This window comes from Mammaliicoccus sp. F-M27 (assembly GCF_022387115.1).
Taxonomy (GTDB): domain Bacteria; phylum Bacillota; class Bacilli; order Staphylococcales; family Staphylococcaceae; genus Mammaliicoccus; species Mammaliicoccus vitulinus.
Window position 1 is genome coordinate 158,941 of record NZ_JAJNIE010000002.1, and the last position, 21,449, is coordinate 180,389.

The window sequence follows — 21,449 nt, forward strand, 5'->3', positions numbered from 1 at the left end:
TCCTCCTTTATATTATAACATTACTGATCGACGTGCTTTTGCTATTTTTTCGCGAGGCAACGTGACATTTTTAGTTCTTGTTTTAATTTTCACTTCGAGCGTAATTGATTCTTCAGTAACTTCTTTTAAAGTACCTAACCATTCTTTATCCCCTTCAACAGGTTCATATAATGAGATGAATACAGGTTGATCAATTGCATTTAGATAATCTTTTTCTTTTTTTAATGGACGTTCTGCCCCAGGAGATGATACATCCATGAAATACGGCTCTTTAATAGGATCTTCTTTGTCCATAACTTCACTTATCTTTTCAGAAGCAATTGCGCAGTCGTTTAAATCAACGCCACCGTCTTTATCAATTGCAATACGTAGATAATAGTCTGATCCCTCTTTAACATATTCCACATCTACTAGTTCATAATTTAATGTTTCAAGTATTGGTTGAATGATTTCCTCAACGTGTGCTGCAACTTTACTCATAATGACCTCCCTCTTAATACAAACAGAAAAGAGCGGGAAATGTCCCACTCTTTTAACGTCAGAGTATTATTTTAAGCAATAATAGTATATCATATAATGGCGCTATGCTCAAGGATATACGTTACAAATCAAAAATAGAAAGCTGTGCTTTATCAGGCATATTTGGAAGTGAACCAAGTTCATCCAAGTATTCGATGACTTTTTGTGAAACACCTGCTTTTTTATTAAGATCTTCTTTAGCTAAGAAAGGTCCTTCTTCTCTCGTTTCTACGATACGTTTTGCAACGTTTTCACCTAGGCCAGGAACTGAAATAAACGGTGGTATCAACGTGTCACCTTCGATTTTGAATTCGAATGAGTCACTTTTCTCTATACTAACCGGTTGTATTTTAAAGCCACGATGAGCCATTTCATTAGCAATTTCTAAAACTGTTAATACATCTTTTTCTTTTTTAGCTAATTCATGGAATCTGCTGTAATAATCATTTTTAATAGTTGATTTAATGGATTCTTTATCTTTAGTCATTGTCTTTAAATCAAAGTCAGTTGCACGTACTGTAAAGTAACTTGCGTAATAATACAATGGATAATGAACTTTAAAATATGCAATTCTTAAGGCCATTAATACATAAGCTGCAGCATGGGCTTTAGGGAACATATATTTAATTTTCTTACATGAGTCTAAGTACCAATCTGGCACATTATTTTCTTTCATTGCTTCTTCAAACTCATCTGTTAATCCTTTACCTTTACGTACCGCTTCCATAATTTTAAAGGCAAGTGAAGGTTCTAAGCCGTTATACATTAAATAAACCATAATATCATCACGACAACCAATAACACTCGATAAATCACACGTACCTGTTTTAATTAATTCTTGTGCATTTCCTAACCAAACATCAGTACCGTGTGATAATCCAGAAATTTGAACCAGCTCTGAGAACGTCGTTGGTTTTGTATCTTCAAGCATTTGCCTTACAAAACCTGTACCAAATTCTGGCACGCCGAATGTTCCAGTCTTACAAAGAATATCTTCTTCTGTAACACCTAAAGATTCTGGTGTACTAAATATTTTCATTGTTTCTTTATCATCTACTGGTATTGTCTTCGGATCAATTCCTGATAAGTCTTGCAACATTCTAATCATTGTAGGATCATCGTGTCCAAGTATATCTAGTTTCAGGATATTATCGTGAATCGAATGGAAATCAAAATGCGTTGTCTTCCATGCTGATTTTTGGTCGTCTGCAGGAAATTGTATCGGTGTGAAATCATAAATATCCATGTAATCAGGGACAACGATAATACCACCCGGGTGTTGCCCAGTTGTTCTTTTAACGCCTGAACAACCTTTTACTAATCTATCAACTTCAGCTGCTCGTTTATGGATACCTTGATCATTTAAATAGCCTTTCACATAACCGAATGCTGTTTTTTCAGCGACTGTACCTATTGTACCTGCTCTAAAAACTTTATCTTCACCGAAAAGTTCTTTCGTATAGTTATGTGCTATCGGTTGATACTCTCCACTAAAGTTCAAGTCAATATCCGGGACTTTATCCCCTTTGAATCCTAAGAACGTTTCGAACGGAATATCTTGGCCTTCTTTAATCATATCTACATGACATTTTTCACATTGCTTGTCTGGTAAATCAAATCCTGAACTTACTGAACCATCATCAAAGAAGTGACTTTCTTTACAAGATGGACAAATATAATGTGGTGGTAATGGATTGACCTCCGTAATTTCCGTCATTGTTGCAACGAAACTCGATCCGACCGACCCACGTGAACCTACTAAGTATCCGTCATTAAGAGATTTCTTAACCAGTCTTTGAGATATTAAATAAATAACTGCAAATCCGTTACCGATAATACTTTCAAGTTCTTTTTCCAATCGATCAATAACGATTTGAGGTAGTTCTTCACCGTATAATTTTCGAGCATTATCATAGCTCATTTCACGAATTTCTTCATTTGCACCTTCCATATTAGGCGTATAAAGTTCATCTCTAATAGGTACAACTGTTTCTAAACGATCAGCAAGTTCATTTGTATTTTTCACAACGATTTCATATGCTTTTTCTTCACCTAAGAAGTGGAATTCATCTAACATTTCATCTGTTGTTCTAAAATGCGCTTTCGGTAACGTTTGTCTATTAAGTGGGTTACCTGGCTGTGCTGCTATTAATATTTTTCGAGATACAGCATCATGCTCATTTAAATAATGGGCATTACCAGTTGCTATAACAGGAATATCAAGTTTTTCACCAACACTTAATATACGAGAATATATCTCTTCCATCGTTTCATTATCTTTAATCAGTTCTCTATCAACTAAATCTTGATATAAACTTTTCGGTTGAACTTCAATATAGTCATAATATTGAGCAACCTTCTCAACTTCATCTTGGTCTTTTTGCATAACAGTTGTAAATACTTCACCTTCGTCACACGCACTACCTACTAAAATACCTTCTCGATGTTTATTTAACAACGAACGCGGTATACGTGGCGTACGATAAAAGTAATCTACTAAAGAAGCACTTACAATTTTAAATAGATTTTTTAAACCTACTTGATTTTGAACAATTAACGTAACATGAGAAGGTCTCGCACGTTTATATGCTTCATCGTTCGTTAAGCGTTCGTTAATTTGGTTATGATTATGAACACCTAATTCTTCTAACTGTTTTAACATTTTTATAAAGATATGCGCTGTTGTTTCAGCATCATATATCGCTCTATGATGTTGAGTAAGTTCGACTCCATATTTTTTAGCTAAAAAGTTCAATCCGTGCTTGCCGTATTCAGTATTAACTGTACGTGATAATTCTAATGTATCTATTACAGCATTTGTAGTAGCACCAATTCCTATTCTTTCAAATCCTGTATCTATAAAGCCCATATCAAATGACGCATTGTGCGCGATATATATCGCATCTCCAACCCATTCATGAAAATCAGTTAAGACTGTTTTAATATCTGGTTGACCTTGTAGCATTTCATCAGTGATTCCAGTTAAGTTCTTAATTGTTTCAGATAAACGTTCTCCTGGATCTGAGAAACGTTCAAACGTATCAATAACTTCTCCGTTTTTCACTTTTACAGCTGCTAATTCTATAATTTGATCATATTGACTTGAAAGACCCGTTGTTTCCACGTCAAACACGATATATGTAGCAGTCTTAAGCAGAATATCTTGAGGTTTATATGCTATTGGGACACCGTCATCCACTAACATACCTTCCATACCATAAATCATTTTAATATCGTTTTTCATAGCTGCGGCATGTGCGTCTGGGAAACCTTGTACACCATTATGGTCCGTTATTGCGATCGCTTTATGACCCCACTTAGCAGCTTGTTCAACATACTTACTTATATGACTTATACCATCCATTTGGCTCATTGAAGTATGTAAATGAAATTCTACTCGTTTGTCAGGCGCTTTATCTAGTTTCGGAGCTTTCTTAATTTCATGGATATCAGTCATCATCATGACTAAATCGCGAATAAATTGATCTTGCTCAATTCGACCTTGTGCTCTAACCCACGTACCGACTTTTAAAGCTTTGAAATGTTCTAAGTCATCTTTACCTTTTCTAGTGAACATTTTAAGAATAAGAGAATCCGTATAATCTGTAATTTTAAGTGTAACAATATGTCTGCCACTCTTTAATTCTTTCATTTCGATATCAAAAATAACACCTTCAAGTGCAACTTTGTACTCTTCTTCGATAATTTCTTCAATTTTACGGATGGAATCAACTTGAATGTCTTTCCCAATTTGGCATCGTGAAACTGCATTTTCACTATCCCCAGATTCAGCTTTTTCTTTCTTCATACGTTCCATTTTTTCTGATGCAATTCGTGCAGCTTCTTCATCTTCTTGTTGTATATGTGCTTCAAATGATTCGAGTTCTCTCTTCATTTGCTCTTCGTTATCCATCGTTTCAAAAACAACACGATTAATTTGAAATCCACATTTTTGTAATGCTTTAACTAATGAGCCATTTACACGTTTATCGAAATAGTCGCGTTCAATATCATTATTAACTTGAACTTTCACGACATCTTCTGCAAAAATTATCGGTTTTTGTTTCAATTGATGTTTTACTTTATCACTTAGTTCTGTGCCATCAATACAATGAGGCATATATTTTAGTACATGCTCATCTATCTGTTCTTTATTCGTCACTTCAATTGTCCAATCAACTTCTGCAATACTTTGAAATGCAGACTTCAGTTGATTCGTAAAGACAAGATACATTTCGCTTGATAAGTATTGTGGTAATTTTATGTAGAAATGCCACAATCTTTTTGATTGTGATACATCGATTCGTGATAATTCACCATGTTCAACAATACTGCTATCAAGTTCATTTGTAATGTTCATCTGTGTGAGAAGCGTTTGGAATTTCTCTTTCCCTGTCATTGACACTTATACGACCACCTTCGTCAAAATGAAAAAGAGGCTAATCTTAAAATAGCCTCTTTAAATATCTTATATTATATCAGATTCAGTTGTTTTTATCAGTCTATTTCACTGCATTATAAAACGATGCTAGTACATCATTTAATTCATCAATATGTACTTCTTGACTCTCTGAATTATCACGACGTTTAACTTCAACGATACCTTCACCAGCTTTTTTACCAACCATAACACGTACTGGTAAGCCGATTAAATCAGCATCGTTAAATTTAACACCTGCACTTTCTTTACGATCATCATATAATACATCATATTGATTTTTCAATTGCCCATAAAGTTGTTCAGCAAGTTCTTTTTGTTCATCTTTCTTAGGGTTAATCGCGATTAAATGCACTTCATAAGGTGCAATAGATTTTGGCCAAATAATACCTTTTTCATCGTGATGTTGTTCTATCACTGCTGATAATGTTCTTGAAATACCAACACCATAGCAACCCATAATGAGTGGCTTCGCTTTACCTTGTTCATCTAAGAATGTTGCATCCATACTTTCAGAGTATTTTGTTCCAAGTTTAAATACTTGTCCAACTTCAATACCTTCAGCAAATTTCGCTTTACCTAAATCATTAGGCAGTTCTTCATCTTCAAGAATAAACCTGAAATCACCGTAAGCTTCAATATTAAAATCTCTATCTACGTTAGCATTTAAATAGTGGAAGTCATTTTCATTTGCTCCGACAGCTAAATTGTTAATATCTTGAACAAAATTATCTGCATATATTTTTATTTGATTCACATTTACTGGCCCTAGACTACCTGGTTTTGCACCTAAAATGTTTTCAATTTCATTCTCACTCGCCATTTCGATATTTTCAGTTTTGAAATATGATTTCAACTTCACATCATTTACTTCATGATGTCCTCTAATTAATATCATGACATATTCATCTTCAACTTTAACAATCATAGATTTAATAATTTTATCTAAGCTAACATTTAAGAAATCAGCTAAAGCTTGAGCTGTTTTAATATTAGGTGTTTCAACTTTTTCTAATTCTTTTACAGGTGTATGATCATGGTTTGGCGTGTAAGCAACTTCTGCTTTTTCAATGTTTGCAGCAAAATCACTTGTTTCACTATAAACAATCGTATCTTCACCGATTTCTGCTAGTGCCATAAATTCATGCGTATGATCGCCACCGATAGCACCTGAATCAGCTAATACAGGTCTGAAGTTTAATCCAACTCTTGTGAAAATTTTATGGTATGCATGATACATATCATTATAAGTATCATCTAATGAAGATTCATCTGCATGGAATGAATACGCATCTTTCATAATAAATTCACGACCACGTAATAGTCCAAATCTTGGGCGTTGCTCATCTCTAAATTTAGTTTGAATTTGGAATAATGTAATAGGTAAACGTTTGTAAGATTTTAATTCATCACGTACGAGAGAAGTAACGACTTCTTCATGCGTAGGTCCAAGACTAAATTCACGCTTGTTACGATCTTTTAATCTCATCAATTCTGGACCATAAGCATCCCATCTGCCTGATTCTTTCCATAATTCTGCTTGTTGTAATACAGGCATTAATACTTCTACACCATCGATGTTTTCCATTTCTTCACGAACGATTTGCTCAATTTTATTAAGTACACGCTTAGCAGTTGGTAAATAACTATAAATACCACGTGCATTTTGTTTAATCATACCTGACTTTAATAGAAGTTTATGACTAATCGCTTCCGCTTCTGCTGGAACTTCTCTTAATGTTGGTATAAATATTTTAGACTGTTTCATTAGTTTCCTCCTATAAATTACATGAAGTATCGCTGAATATCATTCCATGTAACCATAATCATTACAAATATTAAAAATACTGCGCCGATGGAAAGCATAACCATTTCGGCTTTTTTATTAATTGGTTTTCTAAATATCATTTCATAAATTACAAATAATAGTCTACCGCCGTCTAATGCAGGAATTGGTAATAAATTCATAATACCTAAATTCACACTTAACAATGCAGTAAAGCCCATTAATGTTTCAAAACCTTGTTTAACGACCGTATCGACATTACTATAGATGCCAACTGGCCCATTCAACATATCAAAAGAGAATCCACCCGTAAATATACTACCGATGAGTCCTAGCACAGCTTGGAAGATTAATTGACCTGCGACGATCGTTTTCTCTATACCCGCTAATAAAGGCCCAAATACAGTATGTTCTGTCGGTTGTGCAACACCAATGATATATCTTGTTTCAAATTCACCTTTACTTACTTCTTGTCTATCTTTCTTAGCCGCTACTTTGAAAGTCTTCTCTTGACCATCGCGGTCTACTTTAATTTCAACTGGTTCTGTTTTCTTTTCTTTAAAAATAGGTTGCAAATCAGTAAATTCATTTATCTTTTTACCATCAACTGATTTAATTTCATCACCTTTTTTAATACCAACAGTTTGAGCAGGTGCACCATCTTCTAAATCTCCAAATACTGGTTCATCCGTAGGTACGCCATTCCAGTATGCTAATCCTACAAAAATAACGAGTGCAAGTATAAAGTTAAACAAAGGACCTGCAAACAAAGTAAGGAATCTTTGATAAGGCTTTTTAGACATTAGTTGTCTATCTTTTGGTGCAATTTGAATTAAATCTCCACCTTGAACAAAATAAGCCTCTCTTGCTAATTTATAATGATGTCTTTCTTCATCACTTGCAGTAATACCTTCAATATAAATATCTTTTTCAAAATCACTATCTTTAATTTCTAAATGTTCAATTTGCTGGAATTTGTGTTGATCATCCATAATAACATGAGTGATTTCATTTTGATCATTCAATTTTATCGCAATATGCATACCAGGTGACAATGGATTTTGTTCTAAACCATCCCCAGCCATTCTGACATATCCACCAACCGGCAATAATCTTATCGTATATAATGTTTCATTTTTCTTATATGAATAAATTTTCGGCCCCATACCTATCGCAAATTCAGGACACATAATTCCTGCTCTTTTTGCAAAAAACATATGTCCGTATTCATGCACAGTAACTAACAGACCGAATACAAATATAAATGCTAAAATTGTATAAATCACGCTTACACCCCGTAATCCTTAGATTTATAAGCTGCATCAACTTTTAGAATTGTATCTAAATCTGGATGCTCTATAACTTCATGCTCTTTCATTGCTTCCTCAATCATATCTTCAATTGCTAAAAATGATATTTCATTATTTAGAAATTTGTGCACAGCTACTTCATTAACAGCATTTAAAACAACAGGCATTGTACCTCCAATTTTAATTGCATCATAAGCAAACTGTATACATTTAAAGCGGCTAAAATCCATTTCTTCAAAATTCAATTGACCTATTTGAGCTAAATTTAATTTTTCAGCATCTCTTGTAGCTCTTTTTGGGTATGTAAATGCATACTGTATCGGTGTTCTCATATCCGGAGTACCTAACTGGGCAATTACACTCGTATCCTTAAATTCAACCATAGAATGAATAATACTTTCTTTATGTAATACTGTTTCAATTTGATTAATATCTAAATCAAATAGCCATTTTGCTTCAATAACTTCTAAACCTTTATTCATCATCGTTGCAGAATCAATAGTTATTTTTTGACCCATTGACCAATTAGGGTGATTTAACGCATCTTCAAGTGTTACATTTTTCAAATCTGCTCGTGTTAAGTCTCTAAACGAGCCTCCACTTGCAGTGATGATCAGCTTATTGATATCTTGTTGATGTTCTCCGTTTAAACATTGAAATATAGCAGAGTGTTCAGAATCTACCGGCAAAATTTTAACGTTTTTCTCTTTTGCTTTTGCCATGACAAGTTCACCAGCTGCTACTAATGTTTCTTTATTCGCTAAACCAATATCTATACCTGCATCAATTGCAGACATTGTAGGTCGCAATCCAATACTGCCTAATATAGAATTCAATAGTAAATCCGTCTTGTGATATGTCGCTACTGACAGCAAACCCATTTCTCCATGCACGAGTTCTACATCTAAATGTTTGAGCTTTTCCATATCTTCCTCACGTTGTACGGATACAAGTTCTGGACGGAATTCTTCTATTATATTTTGAGCATATGCGATATTTTTGCCAACAGAAAATGCCACCAAATTAAACTGTGAAGCATGTTCTCTAATTACATCTAAAGCTTGTTGTCCTACAGAACCACTTGCTCCCAAAATAGCTATATTTTTCATAGATTGCACCCCAATTTACAATTGAAATAGGAATAGATTTAATAATGGTAATACAAAGATAAAACTATCAAATCTATCCAGTATACCACCGTGTCCTGGCATAATATTCCCCGAATCTTTCACACCAAAATGTCTTTTTAGTCCTGATTCTACAAGGTCACCTAATTGACCAAACATACTTAATAACATAGTTAAAGGAATTAATAACCATAATGATACATCCATATCAAAAGATTGTCCAAAAATAACTGCTACTATTAAGCTCGAGAAAATACCGCCAATGAAGCCTTCTATAGTCTTATTAGGACTGATAAGCGGCCATAATTTGTGCTTTCCAAATAATCTACCAAATATATATGCACCTGTATCAGTCAACCAAACTAATAATAGTGCAAACAAGATAAATTGTAAGCCATGTTCTCTCGTTTCGTAAAAGTACATAAATCCTATACCAATATATGTAACTGACATCACGCAAAAAGATGCATCCATAAAATTAAATCTGTTTTTAGACATAACTGTGTAACTCAGCATTAAGAAACTCATAATGATTAATAATTGTAATTGTATACGTATATCATAATTAATCAGTTCTTGAGGTAATAAAATAATGCATAGTGAAACAGTAGATAAAAAACCTGGTATAGAAATAATTGATAAATTATTCATATTTAAAATTTCTTTTAATGCAATTATACCAAGTAGATATGCTAATGCGATAACTGGTAGTCCACCATATATAACAATCGGAAGAAATACAGCCATTGCAACAATTGCAGATATTGTTCTCGTCTTCATTTTTATCTCCTTTATAGCCCACCAAATCTACGTTGTCTCGACTGGTAAATTTTTAAACAGTCTATTAAAGATTGTTCATCAAAATCTGGCCACAATGTTTTAGTGAATATAAACTCACTATAAGATGATTGCCATATTAAAAAATTACTCAATCTTTCTTCACCTGATGTACGTATAAGCAATTCGGGATCTGGTATTTCAGAAGTAAATAAATGCTTTTTCAAATTATCTTCACATACTTCATCAATAGATAAATGCCCTTTTTCTACTTCATGATAAAGTTCTTTAACTGCATTAAGAATTTCGGCTCTTCCACCATAATTCAATGCAAATACAAGATTTAATCCAGTATTATCTTTAGTTTTTTCGATAGCTTCTTCAATAGCATTTTTAGTATGCTTCGGCAAAGCTTCCGTAAAACCAATAGTCGTAACTTTAACATTTTTTTCTATGAGTTCTGGCAAGAACGTTTTAAGGAAATCAACAGGTAATTTCATTAAATATTTCACTTCATCTTCTGGACGAGACCAGTTTTCCGTAGAAAATGCATATAAAGTCAAATATTTCACACCTAAATCATTTGCTTTACGTGTGATTTTTTTTACCGTTTGCATACCTTCATAATGTCCTTTAATACGAGGCATTTTTCTATTCTTTGCCCATCTACCATTACCATCCATAATGATTGCTATATGTTCAGGGACTGTTAATTCAATGTCTTGATTATTTATTTGTTGTTTTTGCTTTATAAACTTTTTTATCATAGCGTCCTCCATCAAACAAACGCGAATTTATATGTATAATTTATTAAACATATCGTAATACATTTTATCACAAAAAGAACGATTCTGTGTACATAAAGAAAAAAACCATACCAAAGTCTGATTTGGTACAGTTCTTATCTTTAAACTTCCAATATATCGTTTTCTTTTTGTACAGTTAAATCATCAATCTTTTTGATGAAATCATCCGTAATTTTTTGTACTTGCTCTGTTTGATTTCTCAAGTCATCTTCAGAAATATCGCCGTTCTTTTCTTGTTTCTTCAAATCTTCATTTGAATCACGACGAACGTTACGAATTGCAACTTTAGCATTTTCAGCTTCTTTTTTAGCTTCTTTTACTAATTCTTTTCTGCGCTCTTCTGTTAATGCAGGTACAGCAATTCTAATAACCGTTCCATCACTAGTAGGATTAACGCCAAGATTTGCTGCGTTGATCGCTTTAAGAACATTTTCTACTGAAGATTTATCATATGGTTGTACGACAAGTAGTCGAGCTTCTGGTACTGAAATACCAGCTAACTGTTGAATAGGAGTTGGAACACCATAATATTCAACATTGACTCTTTCTAAAAGATTCGCATTTGCATGTCCAGTTCTTATTGCAGCTAAATCTCTACTAAAACTTTCAATTGTTTTGTTCATTCTTGATTTTGTTTCATGAATAACATCTGCCATGGAATCACACCTCGTGTTTATTTTGTAATAACTGTACCAATTTCTTCACCTTGTACAGCACGTTTAATATTTCCTTCTTCCATAATTGAGAATACAACAAGTGGGATATCATTGTCCATACAGAATGATGAAGCAGTTGAATCCATTACTTGTAATCCCTCTTGTAACATTTGAATATAAGTTAATCTTTCGTATTTTTCTGCATTAGGATCTAATTTAGGGTCAGCAGAGTATACGCCATCTACGTTGTTTTTACCCATTAAGATAACATCAGCTTCAACTTCAGCTGCTCTTAAAGCTGCAGTTGTATCTGTAGAGAAATATGGATTGCCAATTCCTGCTGCAAATATAACCACTCTCTTTTTCTCTAAGTGACGAATCGCACGTCTTCTAATATATGGTTCAGCTACTTGTTTCATTTCAATAGAAGTTAATACACGCGTATCACATTCTAATTGTTCTAAACTATCTTGTAATGCTAAAGCATTCATTACTGTGGCTAACATGCCCATATAATCTGCCGTTCCACGATCCATTCCTAAATCGCTTCCTGTTTTACCTCTCCATATGTTTCCGCCACCAACGATCACTGCAACTTCACAGTCCATTTGTGCTACTTCTGACACTTGTTGTGCAATACTTTTGATCACAACTGGATTGATACCAAAGCCTGAATCTCCAGCTAAAGCCTCACCACTTAGTTTTAGAACGACACGTTTATATTTAGAATTTTTAGTCATCTTAATCCCTCTCTATGCTCATAATTAGGTCTTTATATATAACGAAAGAAGACACTAGACGTGTCTTCTTTCTAAAAAGCAAACTTAGTTGCCTTTCATTTGTCCTTTTACTTCATCAGCAAAGTTATCAGAACGTTTCTCGATACCTTCCCCAACTTCGTAACGAACGAAATCTACAAGCACGCCACCTTCTGTTTTTAAGAATTCAGCAACAGTTTGGTCTGGATTTTTAACGAATGCTTGATCTACAGCACAGATTTCTTCTAAATATTTACGCATTCTACCTTCAACCATTTTTTCAACGATATTTTCAGGTTTACCTTCATTTAAAGCTTGTTGTTTAAGAACTTCTTTTTCGTGAGCTAATTCTTCTTCAGAAACTTGGTCACGAGAAACAAATTTAGGATTTAAAGCAGCAATGTGCATAGCAACATCTTTAGCAGCTTCAACATTAGTTGATCCTTCAACAACAGTTAATACACCGATACGTCCACCCATGTGTAAGTACTCACCGAATGAATCATTATCTGTTTTAGTTTTTAAAGTGAATCTACGTAACGTTAATTTTTCACCAATTGTAGAAATTGATTCGTTCATTTTTTCATCAACAGTTTGACCATTTGCTAATTTAGAAGCGCTTAATTCTTCAACGTTAGCTGGTTTAACTTCAAGAATATGATCAGCCATTTCTTTAACTAAGTTTTGGAAACCTTCGTTACGAGCAACGAAATCTGTTTCTGAGTTTAATTCAAGAATAACTGCATCGTTACCATTAGAAGCAACAAAAGTTGTTCCTTCTGCAGCAATACGGTCTGCTTTTTTAGCAGCTTTAGCAATACCATTTTCACGTAAGAAATCTACCGCTTTATCGATGTCACCATCAGTTTCTGTTAAAGCTTTTTTACAGTCCATCATACCTGCGCCAGTTTTTTCACGTAATTCTTTAACAAGTTTAGCTGAAATAGCCATAATTTAATTCCTCCATTTATATAAATAATAAGTTCTCAAAGTAAATCTTTCTAAAAAAAGGTGATAAGTTATAGAACCTTATCACCTTTTTGAAATTATGCTTCAGTAGTTTCAGTTGATTCTTCTTTAGGTGCTTGTTCTGTTTCTTTTAAGTCGATGTTTTGCTCTGCAGCTACATCTTCATTTGAAACGCCTTGTTGACCTTCTAAAATAGCGTCAGCCATTTTACCAGTTAACAATTTAACAGCACGAATAGCATCATCGTTTGCAGGGATAACATAATCGATTTCATCTGGATCACAGTTTGTATCAACAATACCAACGATTGGAATGTGTAATTTACGTGCTTCAGCAATCGCGTTACGCTCTTTACGAGGGTCAACTACGAATAATGCTTGAGGCATTGATTTCATATCACGAATACCGCCTAAGAATTTGATTAAACGGTTGTATTCTTTTTTAAGTTCTACAACTTCTTTTTTAGGTAACACATCAAATGTGCCGTCTTCTTCCATTTTTTCGATTTCAGAAATACGTTTTACACGTTTAGAAATTGTTTTGTAGTTAGTTAATGTACCACCTAACCATCTTTGGTTAATGTAGTAGTGTCCAGCACGTTCAGCTTCTTCTTTAACTGACTCTTGTGCTTGTTTTTTAGTACCTACGAATAATACTTTACCGCCTTCTTCAGAAACAGATTTAATAAAGTTGTATGCTTCGTCAACTTTCTTAACTGTTTTTTGTAAGTCGATAATATAGATACCGTTTCTTTCTGTGAAAATATATCTTTTCATTTTTGGGTTCCAACGGCGTGTTTGGTGACCGAAGTGAACACCTGCTTCAAGCAATTGTTTCATTGAGATAACTGCCATGATAATTCCTCCTAATTGGTTTTATTCCGCCATAAACACTCATTATAGAAACAACAAAGTATGTTGCACCACTCTATAATTTTAGTGATTATGTGTGAATTTGGCTTTTATAGCCGTTGTTTAATATAACATATCTTATAACGTTCATCAAGTATTTTATTTATTTAAACCTAATTCTTCTAGGAAACGTTCTTTTTTAATTCTAATGAATGTTCCTTTCATACCTAAAGAACGAGATTCGATAACGCCAGCACTTTCTAATTTTCTTAATGCATTTACAATTACAGATCTAGTAATACCAACTCTATCAGCAACTTTAGATGCTACTAATAAACCTTCTGATGCACCAAGTTCTTCGAAAATATGTTCGATCGCTTCTCTCTCTGAATAAGAAAGTGAGTTAATAGCCATTGTAATAGCCGCTTTATCTCTAGCTTCTTGTTCAATTTCATTATGTTTTTCTCTTAAAATTTCCATGCCAATTACAGTTGCTGCATATTCACCTAATACAAGATCATTATCATTGAAATCTTGAGTAACACGACCTACTACTAGCGTTCCTAAACGTTCACCGCCACCTAATATTGGGAAAATTGTCGTTCGGCTATCTACGAATAACTCTTTATTTTCTGGTGGAAATACAGTTAAAATATCCTCAATACTAATGTTAGATTGAGTTTGTTGAACATGCATTAATTGATCTGTATATTCTCTTGGAATATGTCTGTCTTCTAGCATTTTAATAATTCGGTCGTTACTCAATAATTCGTTTAAGCTTGAACCTAAAATTTTACCTCTTCTTGACACTATGAATACGTTCGTTACAGTTACATCACTGATTGTTTTCGCCATATCTTTAAAGTCTACAGCTATACCTTTATGTTTTTGTAGTAATGTATTTAGTTCTCTCGTCTTTGTTAATAAACTCATTTAATTGTTCTCCTTTTTTTATAAAATAAACGCACTTAAATCTTTATTTGTAGCAATTGATTCTAATTTTTGATTAACGTATTCTGGTGTAATGTCCACTACTGCATTTGGCATATTTGAAGCTTCGAATGAAAGGTCTTCAAGCATTTTTTCAAGTATAGTATGCAGCCTTCTCGCACCAATATTGTCTGTTTCTTGATTCACTTGAAATGCGATTTCAGCTAATCTATTGATAGCTTCGTCAGTAAAGTTAATTGTGACCATTTCAGTTTCAAGGAGTGCTTTATATTGATCAAGAAGTGATTGTTTTGGTTCTTTTAATATTTTGACAAAATCTTCAGTTGTTAAACTATCTAATTCAACACGAATTGGAAATCTTCCTTGTAATTCAGGAATCAAGTCGCTTGGCTTAGACATATGGAATGCACCTGCACCGATAAATAAAATGTGCTCAGTGTTAATAGAACCATATTTAGTTTGTACAACACTGCCTTCTACAATTGGAAGAATATCTCTTTGAACACCTTGACGTGAAACATCTTGTCCACTGTTACTATTACTAGCAGCTATTTTATCTATTTCATCGATAAATACCATACCCATTTGTTCTGTAAGTTGTATCGCTTCTTCGTTTACAGACTCTTGATCAATTAATTCATTTGCTATTTGATCTGTCAAAATTTTTCTTGCAGTTTTGACTGGAAGGCTTCGTTCTAGTTTTTTCTTCGGCATCATTTGACTCAACATATCTTGCATTTGAGGATTGTTTTCCATGCCCATCATACCTAATGATTGTTGCTCTTGTTCTACTTTAATTTTAACGATTTCTTCTTCTAGCTCACCATTCATTAATTGTTTCTTAATATCTTCACGTTTTGTTTTAATTTCTTCAGTCGGTGATTCTTCCACTTCATCCTGTTGGTTAAAGTTTGGGAATTGACCTCCAAATAAAGACTCTAATGGGTTATTCCCATTGCTTTGAGCTTTTTTCTTCATACTTGGGACTAACAATTTAACTAACTTTTCATTTGCTTTCTGACTCGCGTCATCATGCACAAATTTTTTCTTTTCTTCCTTTACGATTCGACGACCTACTTCAACTAAGTCACGAATCATACTTTCAACATCTCTACCTACATATCCAACTTCTGTGAATTTTGTCGCTTCTACTTTAACAAAAGGTGCACCTACTAATTTCGCCATTCTTCTAGCTATTTCAGTCTTACCGACACCTGTAGGTCCAATCATAAGAATATTTTTAGGAATAATTTCATTTCTAAGTTGATCATCTAATTGACTTCTTCTATATCGGTTTCTAAGTGCAATAGCTACTTTACGTTTAGCATCTTGCTGACCGATAATATGATCATTTAATCGATCAACAATGTCATGCGGTGTCATTTTTAATTGATTTTGTGACAACCTTGAACCCTCCATTTATATTTCTTCAACTTTTATTTCGTGATTTGTGAACACACAAATATCTGCAGCAGTATTCAATGAAGCTTCCGCTATCTCTTTAGCTGATAAATGTGGTGCATATGACTTAAGCGCTCTTCCAGCACTCAATGCATAATTACCACCAGAACCAATCGCAATTATACCATCGTCTGGTTCAATAACTTCACCTGTACCACTTATAACGAGTAAATCCGCTTCATTCATAACAATTAACATCGCTTCAAGTTGACGTAACATTTTATCTCCACGCCATTCTTGAGCAAGTTCTACGGCAGCTCTCGTCAAATTACCACTATATTCTTGTAATTTAACTTCAAATTTTTCAAATAATGTGAACGCGTCTGCAACGCTACCAGCAAAACCAGCTATAACTTTATCATGATAAAGTCTTCTCACTTTTCTAGCTGTTTGTTTCATGATGACTTGTTCACCTAGTGTAACTTGGCCATCACCCGCCATTGCAGAATGGCCATTATGTTTTATAGCAAATATTGTTGTTGCGTGTAATGATGAACTCATTATCAATTCTCCTTTACGCACGTGGATGTGCGGATAAATATACTTTTCTTAACTGATCTTTTGTTACGTGTGTATATTGACTTGTTGTTGATAAACTTTCATGTCCTAATAAACTTTGAACACTTCTCAAATCAGCACCTTGATTCAATAAATGAGTAGCAAATGTATGTCTCAATTTATGGGGATGAATATGATATACCCCTTGAGTTCTCTTTACTATCTCATTTAGTGCATAACGTACACCACGTTCTGTGATCGGTTGACCTCTCATATTTACAATTAAATAGTCATGGTCTATTTTCAATTGACTTCTGAAGCTTTCGATATAATCCGTTATAGCACTTTGGCAATATTCTCCAAAAGGAACAATCCTCTCTTTATTACCTTTACCTAAAACTTTAACAAATGAGTAAGTTAAATCTATATCATTCATTTTTATATGAACTAATTCTGAAACACGTATGCCTGTTGCATAAAGCAACTCCAAAATAACGCGATCTCGAATATTCGTTCGCTTACCATCGTCTAGCGTTTCAAATAATTTTTCCATCTCTTCTTCATAGAAAAAACTCGGTAAATGATGTTCTTTTTTAGGATGAACAAGTTGAATAAATGGATTTTGAATATCACCATCTATGCTCATCCAATATTGATATAAAGATCTTAATGTCGAAATTTTGCGTGATACACTTGTTCGCTTATGTCCTTTATCATACAAAAACGCAAGGTATCTTCTTGCATCTTTATATTCAAAGGATTCTAAAGATAAATGTTCTGATTGTAAAAATGCATTAAATTCATTTAAATCAAGTTGATATGCATTTAATGTATGGGTGGAAAAATGTTTTTCATACGTTAACATATCAACAAATTGCTGCTCAACTGTATGTACCATTACTCATTCCTCCCAATTTATCTGAATTGTATCACAATTCTAATAAATCTTAAAATAATTTACTATAACATGACTTTAAATGAATTTAAGTGTTTAAGTGCACGATTTGCTAGTTTCTCAAATCGTTCTTTTTTATCTTTAATTCGTTTTTCTAATGTAGGTACTAATCCAAAGTTAGCATTCATTGGTTGGAAATTTTTATGATTGGCATGTGTTATATAATAAGCCATACTTCCAATAATCGTTTCTCTAGGGAATACGATAGGTTCTAAACCAGAAACTAATTTACTCGCATTTATACCAGCAATTAAACCACTAGCAGCACTTTCTACATAGCCTTCAACACCTGTCATTTGGCCAGCAAAAAATAAATCATCTCTTGATTTTAATTGATACGTTTCTTTTAATGCATTTGGTGAATTGATAAATGTGTTTCTATGCATAACACCATAACGAACAATATCAACATTTTCTAGACCAGGGATAAGTGAAATCACTTCTTTTTGAGCACCCCATTTTAAATGCGTTTGGAACCCAACAATATTATATAAAGTGCCCGCCGCATCATCTTGTCGTAATTGAACAACTGCATATGGTCTTTCACCAGTTTTCGGATCTTCTAAACCTACAGGCTTCATTGGTCCGAATAATAACGTTTTCTTCCCTCTTTCAGCCATTACTTCAAATGGCATACACCCTTCAAAATAAATCTCTTTTTCGAATTCTTTTAAAGGCACAACTTCTGCTTTAATTAAAGCATCATAAAATGTATTGAATTCTTCTTCAGTCATAGGACAGTTCAAATATGCTGCATCACCTTTATCATAACGTGATTTTAAATATACTTTATCCATATTTATGGATTCTTTTTCAATAATTGGTGCTGCTGCATCATAAAAGTATAATTGCTCTTCACCAGTTATATCCATTATTTGCTTAGTTAAACTTTCTGTTGTTAATGGACCAGTCGCTATAATTGTAGGTCCATCTGGTATTTCAGTAATTTCTTCATTTTTCACTGTTATATTTGGATGATTCTTTAAAGTGTCCGTAATATATCCCGCAAAATCATGTCTATCTACTGCAAGTGCCCCTCCCGCAGGAACACGAGCATTATCTGCAGCTCGAATAATGAGTGAATCAAGTTGTCTCATTTCTTCTTTTAAAACACCTACTGCATTTGTTAACTGATCTCCTCTTAAAGAATTCGAACATACGAGCTCAGCAAATTTATCTGTATGGTGTGCTGGCGTTTGTTTAACCGGTCTCATTTCATATAAATTAACATGTAATCCTCTCTTGGCTATTTGATACGCCGCTTCGGATCCTGCTAATCCAGCACCTATAACATTAATTGAAGTCATTTAATATGCCTCCTTAACTTTTCCAAATTTCACTCCACATTGAATTGTATAACAAATCTGAATTTAATCAAATGATAAAGTGATGTTAATTTTTAAAAATTAGTGACGTTTTACTTTTAAATCATGAAATCAAAAAACAAGTGCAAAAAGTTATCTACTAAAATAACTTTTTGCACTTTATATTTTTATTTTTGTTCTTGCTCTTTATAATCACAATTTGGACATATAACTTGAGCAGATTTTCCTTTTTTACGTTCAACTAGTACAGTCTCACATTTCGGACAAGAACGATCTAACGGTTTATCCCATGATGTGTAATCACATTCAGGATATTGTGAACAACCATAGAAAATTCTATTTTTCTTAGATTTACGTTCTACAACTTCGCCTTCTTTACATTTAGGACACTTAACACCAATTGTTTTAATGATAGCTTTTGTATTTCTACAGTCAGGGAAGTTTGAACAAGCCATAAACTTACCATATCGGCCCATTTTATAAACCATTGGCGAACCACATAGTTCACAGTCTTCACCAGCTGGTTCATCTTTAATTTCAATTTTTTCCATTTCTTCTTCTGCTCTTGCTACATCGATTTTGAAATTCTCATAAAACATGTCTATTACTTTTTTCCACTCAATTTCACCATCAGCAACTCTATCTAACAGTGTTTCCATGTTAACTGTAAAATCAACATCTATAATTTCAGGGAAATATTCTTTAACAGACTCATGTACGATTTCACCTAATTCAGTAGGTACAAATCTCTTTTGGTCCACTTTTACATAGTTTCTTTTTTGAATTGTATCGATTGTTGGTGCATAAGTTGATGGTCTACCAATTTTAAGTTCTTCTAAAGTCTTAACTAAACGCGCCTCAGTATATCGTGGAGGTGGTTGCGTATAGTGTTGCTTTGGATCAATTTTTTCTGCAGTGACAACGTCACCTTCTTCTAAAGGAGGCAATTTACCTTCTTTTTCTTCATCTGTATCATCTTTAGCTTCAACATAAACTTTCATGAAACCTTTAAATTTGATTGTTTGACCATTTGCTCTAAATTTCAAATCACCTTGAGTGATATCAGCCGCAACTGTGTCTGCGATTGCTGGAGCCATTTGACTCGCCATGAAACGTTCCCAAATCAGTTTATATAAACGATATTGATCTCTAGATAAAAATGCTTTCATTTGATCCGGTGTACGATCAACACTAGTTGGTCTAACGGCTTCATGGGCATCTTGTGCACCTTGTTTACCTTTTGCTTCTTTAGCTTTCGATAAATATTCTTTACCATATTGATTTTCAATAAACGTTGCTGCTTCAGCTTTAGCACTATCTGCAATACGAGTAGAGTCTGTTCTCATATAAGTAATTAAACCGACTGTACCTTGTCTTTTTAAATCAATACCTTCGTATAATTGTTGTGCAAGCATCATTGTTTTTCTCGCTTTAAAGTTCAACTTACGAGAAGCTTCTTGTTGTAATGAAGAAGTTGTAAATGATTTAGCCGGATGTCTAAGTTTTTCTTTTTTGGTAACTTGAGTAACCTCAAATTTGTCTCCGTCTAATTGTGTTGTTATTTTTTGCACATCATTCTCTGTTTTCAATTTAACTGGCTTGCTTTTTTCATGTAAAAACTTCGCATTGAATGATTTCGTTTTATGTTTAAACAAACCTTCAATTGTCCAGTATTCTTCTGGTTTAAAATCATTAATTTCATTTTCACGGTCTATAACTAACCTTAACGCTACTGATTGAACACGTCCTGCTGATAAGCCTTTTTTAACTTTTTTCCATAAAACAGGAGAAATGTTATATCCGACTAGTCTATCTAATATACGACGTGCCTGTTGAGCATCTACTAACTCATGTTCAATTTCTCTAGGATGCTTAAAACTATCTTTCACTGCATCTTTTGTAATTTCATTAAATACTACTCTTGTTTTTTTAGTTTTATCTATATCTAATATATGTGCTAAATGCCACGCAATTGCTTCGCCTTCGCGGTCTGGGTCACTTGCAAGATAAACGTTTGTTGCTTTTTTAGCATAACGTTTTAAATCTTTAACGACTGGTCCTTTTCCACGAATAGTTATATATCTAGGTTCATAATTATTTTCAACATCAACGCCCATTTGACTACGAGGTAAATCTCTTACATGCCCCATAGAAGCAACGACTTTATATTTTTTTCCTAAATATTTTTCAATGGTTTTAGCTTTTGCAGGCGATTCAACTATGACAAGATTTTCTGCCAAAGTAAGTCCCCCTTGCTTATTC

General features: G+C 33.6%; 17 protein-coding genes. All 17 read right to left on the reverse strand.

All coding sequences use genetic code 11. From position 1 onward, the window contains the following. Positions 1-12 precede the first annotated feature (12 nt). The 17 genes from rimP to topA all read right to left on the reverse strand — a co-directional run bounded on the left by rimP (position 13) and on the right by topA (position 21,427). Positions 13-480 (reverse strand): ribosome maturation factor RimP, encoded by a 468-nt coding sequence (gene rimP, locus LQ598_RS03160; protein WP_016910767.1) that lies wholly within the window; start codon positions 478-480, stop codon positions 13-15. Positions 481-601: 121 nt separating this feature from the next. After that, on the reverse strand, positions 602-4,918 hold the full coding sequence (locus LQ598_RS03165; protein ID WP_182475363.1) for a PolC-type DNA polymerase III: 4,317 nt from the start codon (positions 4,916-4,918) through the stop codon (positions 602-604). A gap of 103 nt (positions 4,919-5,021) precedes the next feature. Then, on the reverse strand, positions 5,022-6,725 hold the full coding sequence (locus LQ598_RS03170) for a proline--tRNA ligase (protein ID WP_107536694.1): 1,704 nt from the start codon (positions 6,723-6,725) through the stop codon (positions 5,022-5,024). A 17-nt stretch (positions 6,726-6,742) separates the two neighbouring features. Continuing rightward, positions 6,743-8,029 carry an RIP metalloprotease RseP gene (gene rseP / locus LQ598_RS03175; RefSeq protein WP_016910765.1) on the reverse strand — a complete coding sequence of 429 codons (1,287 nt, stop codon included), beginning with the start codon at positions 8,027-8,029 and terminating at the stop codon, positions 6,743-6,745. Positions 8,030-8,031: 2 nt separating this feature from the next. Further along, positions 8,032-9,162 (reverse strand): 1-deoxy-D-xylulose-5-phosphate reductoisomerase, encoded by a 1,131-nt coding sequence (gene dxr, locus LQ598_RS03180; RefSeq protein ID WP_016910764.1) that lies wholly within the window; start codon positions 9,160-9,162, stop codon positions 8,032-8,034. A gap of 15 nt (positions 9,163-9,177) precedes the next feature. Next, positions 9,178-9,960: a phosphatidate cytidylyltransferase gene (locus LQ598_RS03185; protein ID WP_016910763.1), complete on the reverse strand. Its 783-nt coding sequence runs from the start codon at positions 9,958-9,960 to the stop codon at positions 9,178-9,180. Positions 9,961-9,971: 11 nt separating this feature from the next. Then, positions 9,972-10,724, reverse strand: a complete 753-nt coding sequence (locus tag LQ598_RS03190) for an isoprenyl transferase (RefSeq protein WP_016910762.1) — start codon at positions 10,722-10,724, stop codon at positions 9,972-9,974. A gap of 140 nt (positions 10,725-10,864) precedes the next feature. Beyond that, positions 10,865-11,419, reverse strand: a complete 555-nt coding sequence (frr, locus tag LQ598_RS03195; RefSeq protein WP_016910761.1) for a ribosome recycling factor — start codon at positions 11,417-11,419, stop codon at positions 10,865-10,867. A 17-nt stretch (positions 11,420-11,436) separates the two neighbouring features. Beyond that, positions 11,437-12,159: a UMP kinase gene (gene pyrH, locus LQ598_RS03200; RefSeq protein ID WP_016910760.1), complete on the reverse strand. Its 723-nt coding sequence runs from the start codon at positions 12,157-12,159 to the stop codon at positions 11,437-11,439. An 84-nt stretch (positions 12,160-12,243) separates the two neighbouring features. Further along, entirely contained in the window at positions 12,244-13,131 is an 888-nt protein-coding gene (tsf, locus tag LQ598_RS03205; protein ID WP_182475362.1) for a translation elongation factor Ts, read from the reverse strand. Between the two features lie 92 nt (positions 13,132-13,223). Further along, a complete protein-coding gene (gene rpsB / locus LQ598_RS03210) occupies positions 13,224-14,000 on the reverse strand; it encodes a 30S ribosomal protein S2 (RefSeq protein WP_016910758.1) in 777 nt (258 codons plus the stop codon). Positions 14,001-14,156: 156 nt separating this feature from the next. After that, positions 14,157-14,930: a GTP-sensing pleiotropic transcriptional regulator CodY gene (gene codY / locus LQ598_RS03215; RefSeq protein WP_107536695.1), complete on the reverse strand. Its 774-nt coding sequence runs from the start codon at positions 14,928-14,930 to the stop codon at positions 14,157-14,159. Positions 14,931-14,948: 18 nt separating this feature from the next. Then, positions 14,949-16,331 carry an ATP-dependent protease ATPase subunit HslU gene (gene hslU, locus LQ598_RS03220; RefSeq protein WP_371868268.1) on the reverse strand — a complete coding sequence of 461 codons (1,383 nt, stop codon included), beginning with the start codon at positions 16,329-16,331 and terminating at the stop codon, positions 14,949-14,951. A 36-nt stretch (positions 16,332-16,367) separates the two neighbouring features. After that, positions 16,368-16,910: an ATP-dependent protease subunit HslV gene (hslV, locus tag LQ598_RS03225; protein WP_107536696.1), complete on the reverse strand. Its 543-nt coding sequence runs from the start codon at positions 16,908-16,910 to the stop codon at positions 16,368-16,370. A 13-nt stretch (positions 16,911-16,923) separates the two neighbouring features. Continuing rightward, positions 16,924-17,805 (reverse strand): tyrosine recombinase XerC, encoded by an 882-nt coding sequence (xerC, locus tag LQ598_RS03230; RefSeq protein ID WP_107536697.1) that lies wholly within the window; start codon positions 17,803-17,805, stop codon positions 16,924-16,926. Positions 17,806-17,867: 62 nt separating this feature from the next. Next, positions 17,868-19,169, reverse strand: a complete 1,302-nt coding sequence (trmFO, locus tag LQ598_RS03235; RefSeq protein ID WP_107536698.1) for an FADH(2)-oxidizing methylenetetrahydrofolate--tRNA-(uracil(54)-C(5))-methyltransferase TrmFO — start codon at positions 19,167-19,169, stop codon at positions 17,868-17,870. A gap of 185 nt (positions 19,170-19,354) precedes the next feature. Continuing rightward, complete coding sequence (gene topA, locus LQ598_RS03240) at positions 19,355-21,427, reverse strand: type I DNA topoisomerase (RefSeq protein ID WP_107536699.1); 2,073 nt, start codon at positions 21,425-21,427, stop codon at positions 19,355-19,357. Positions 21,428-21,449 lie beyond the last annotated feature (22 nt).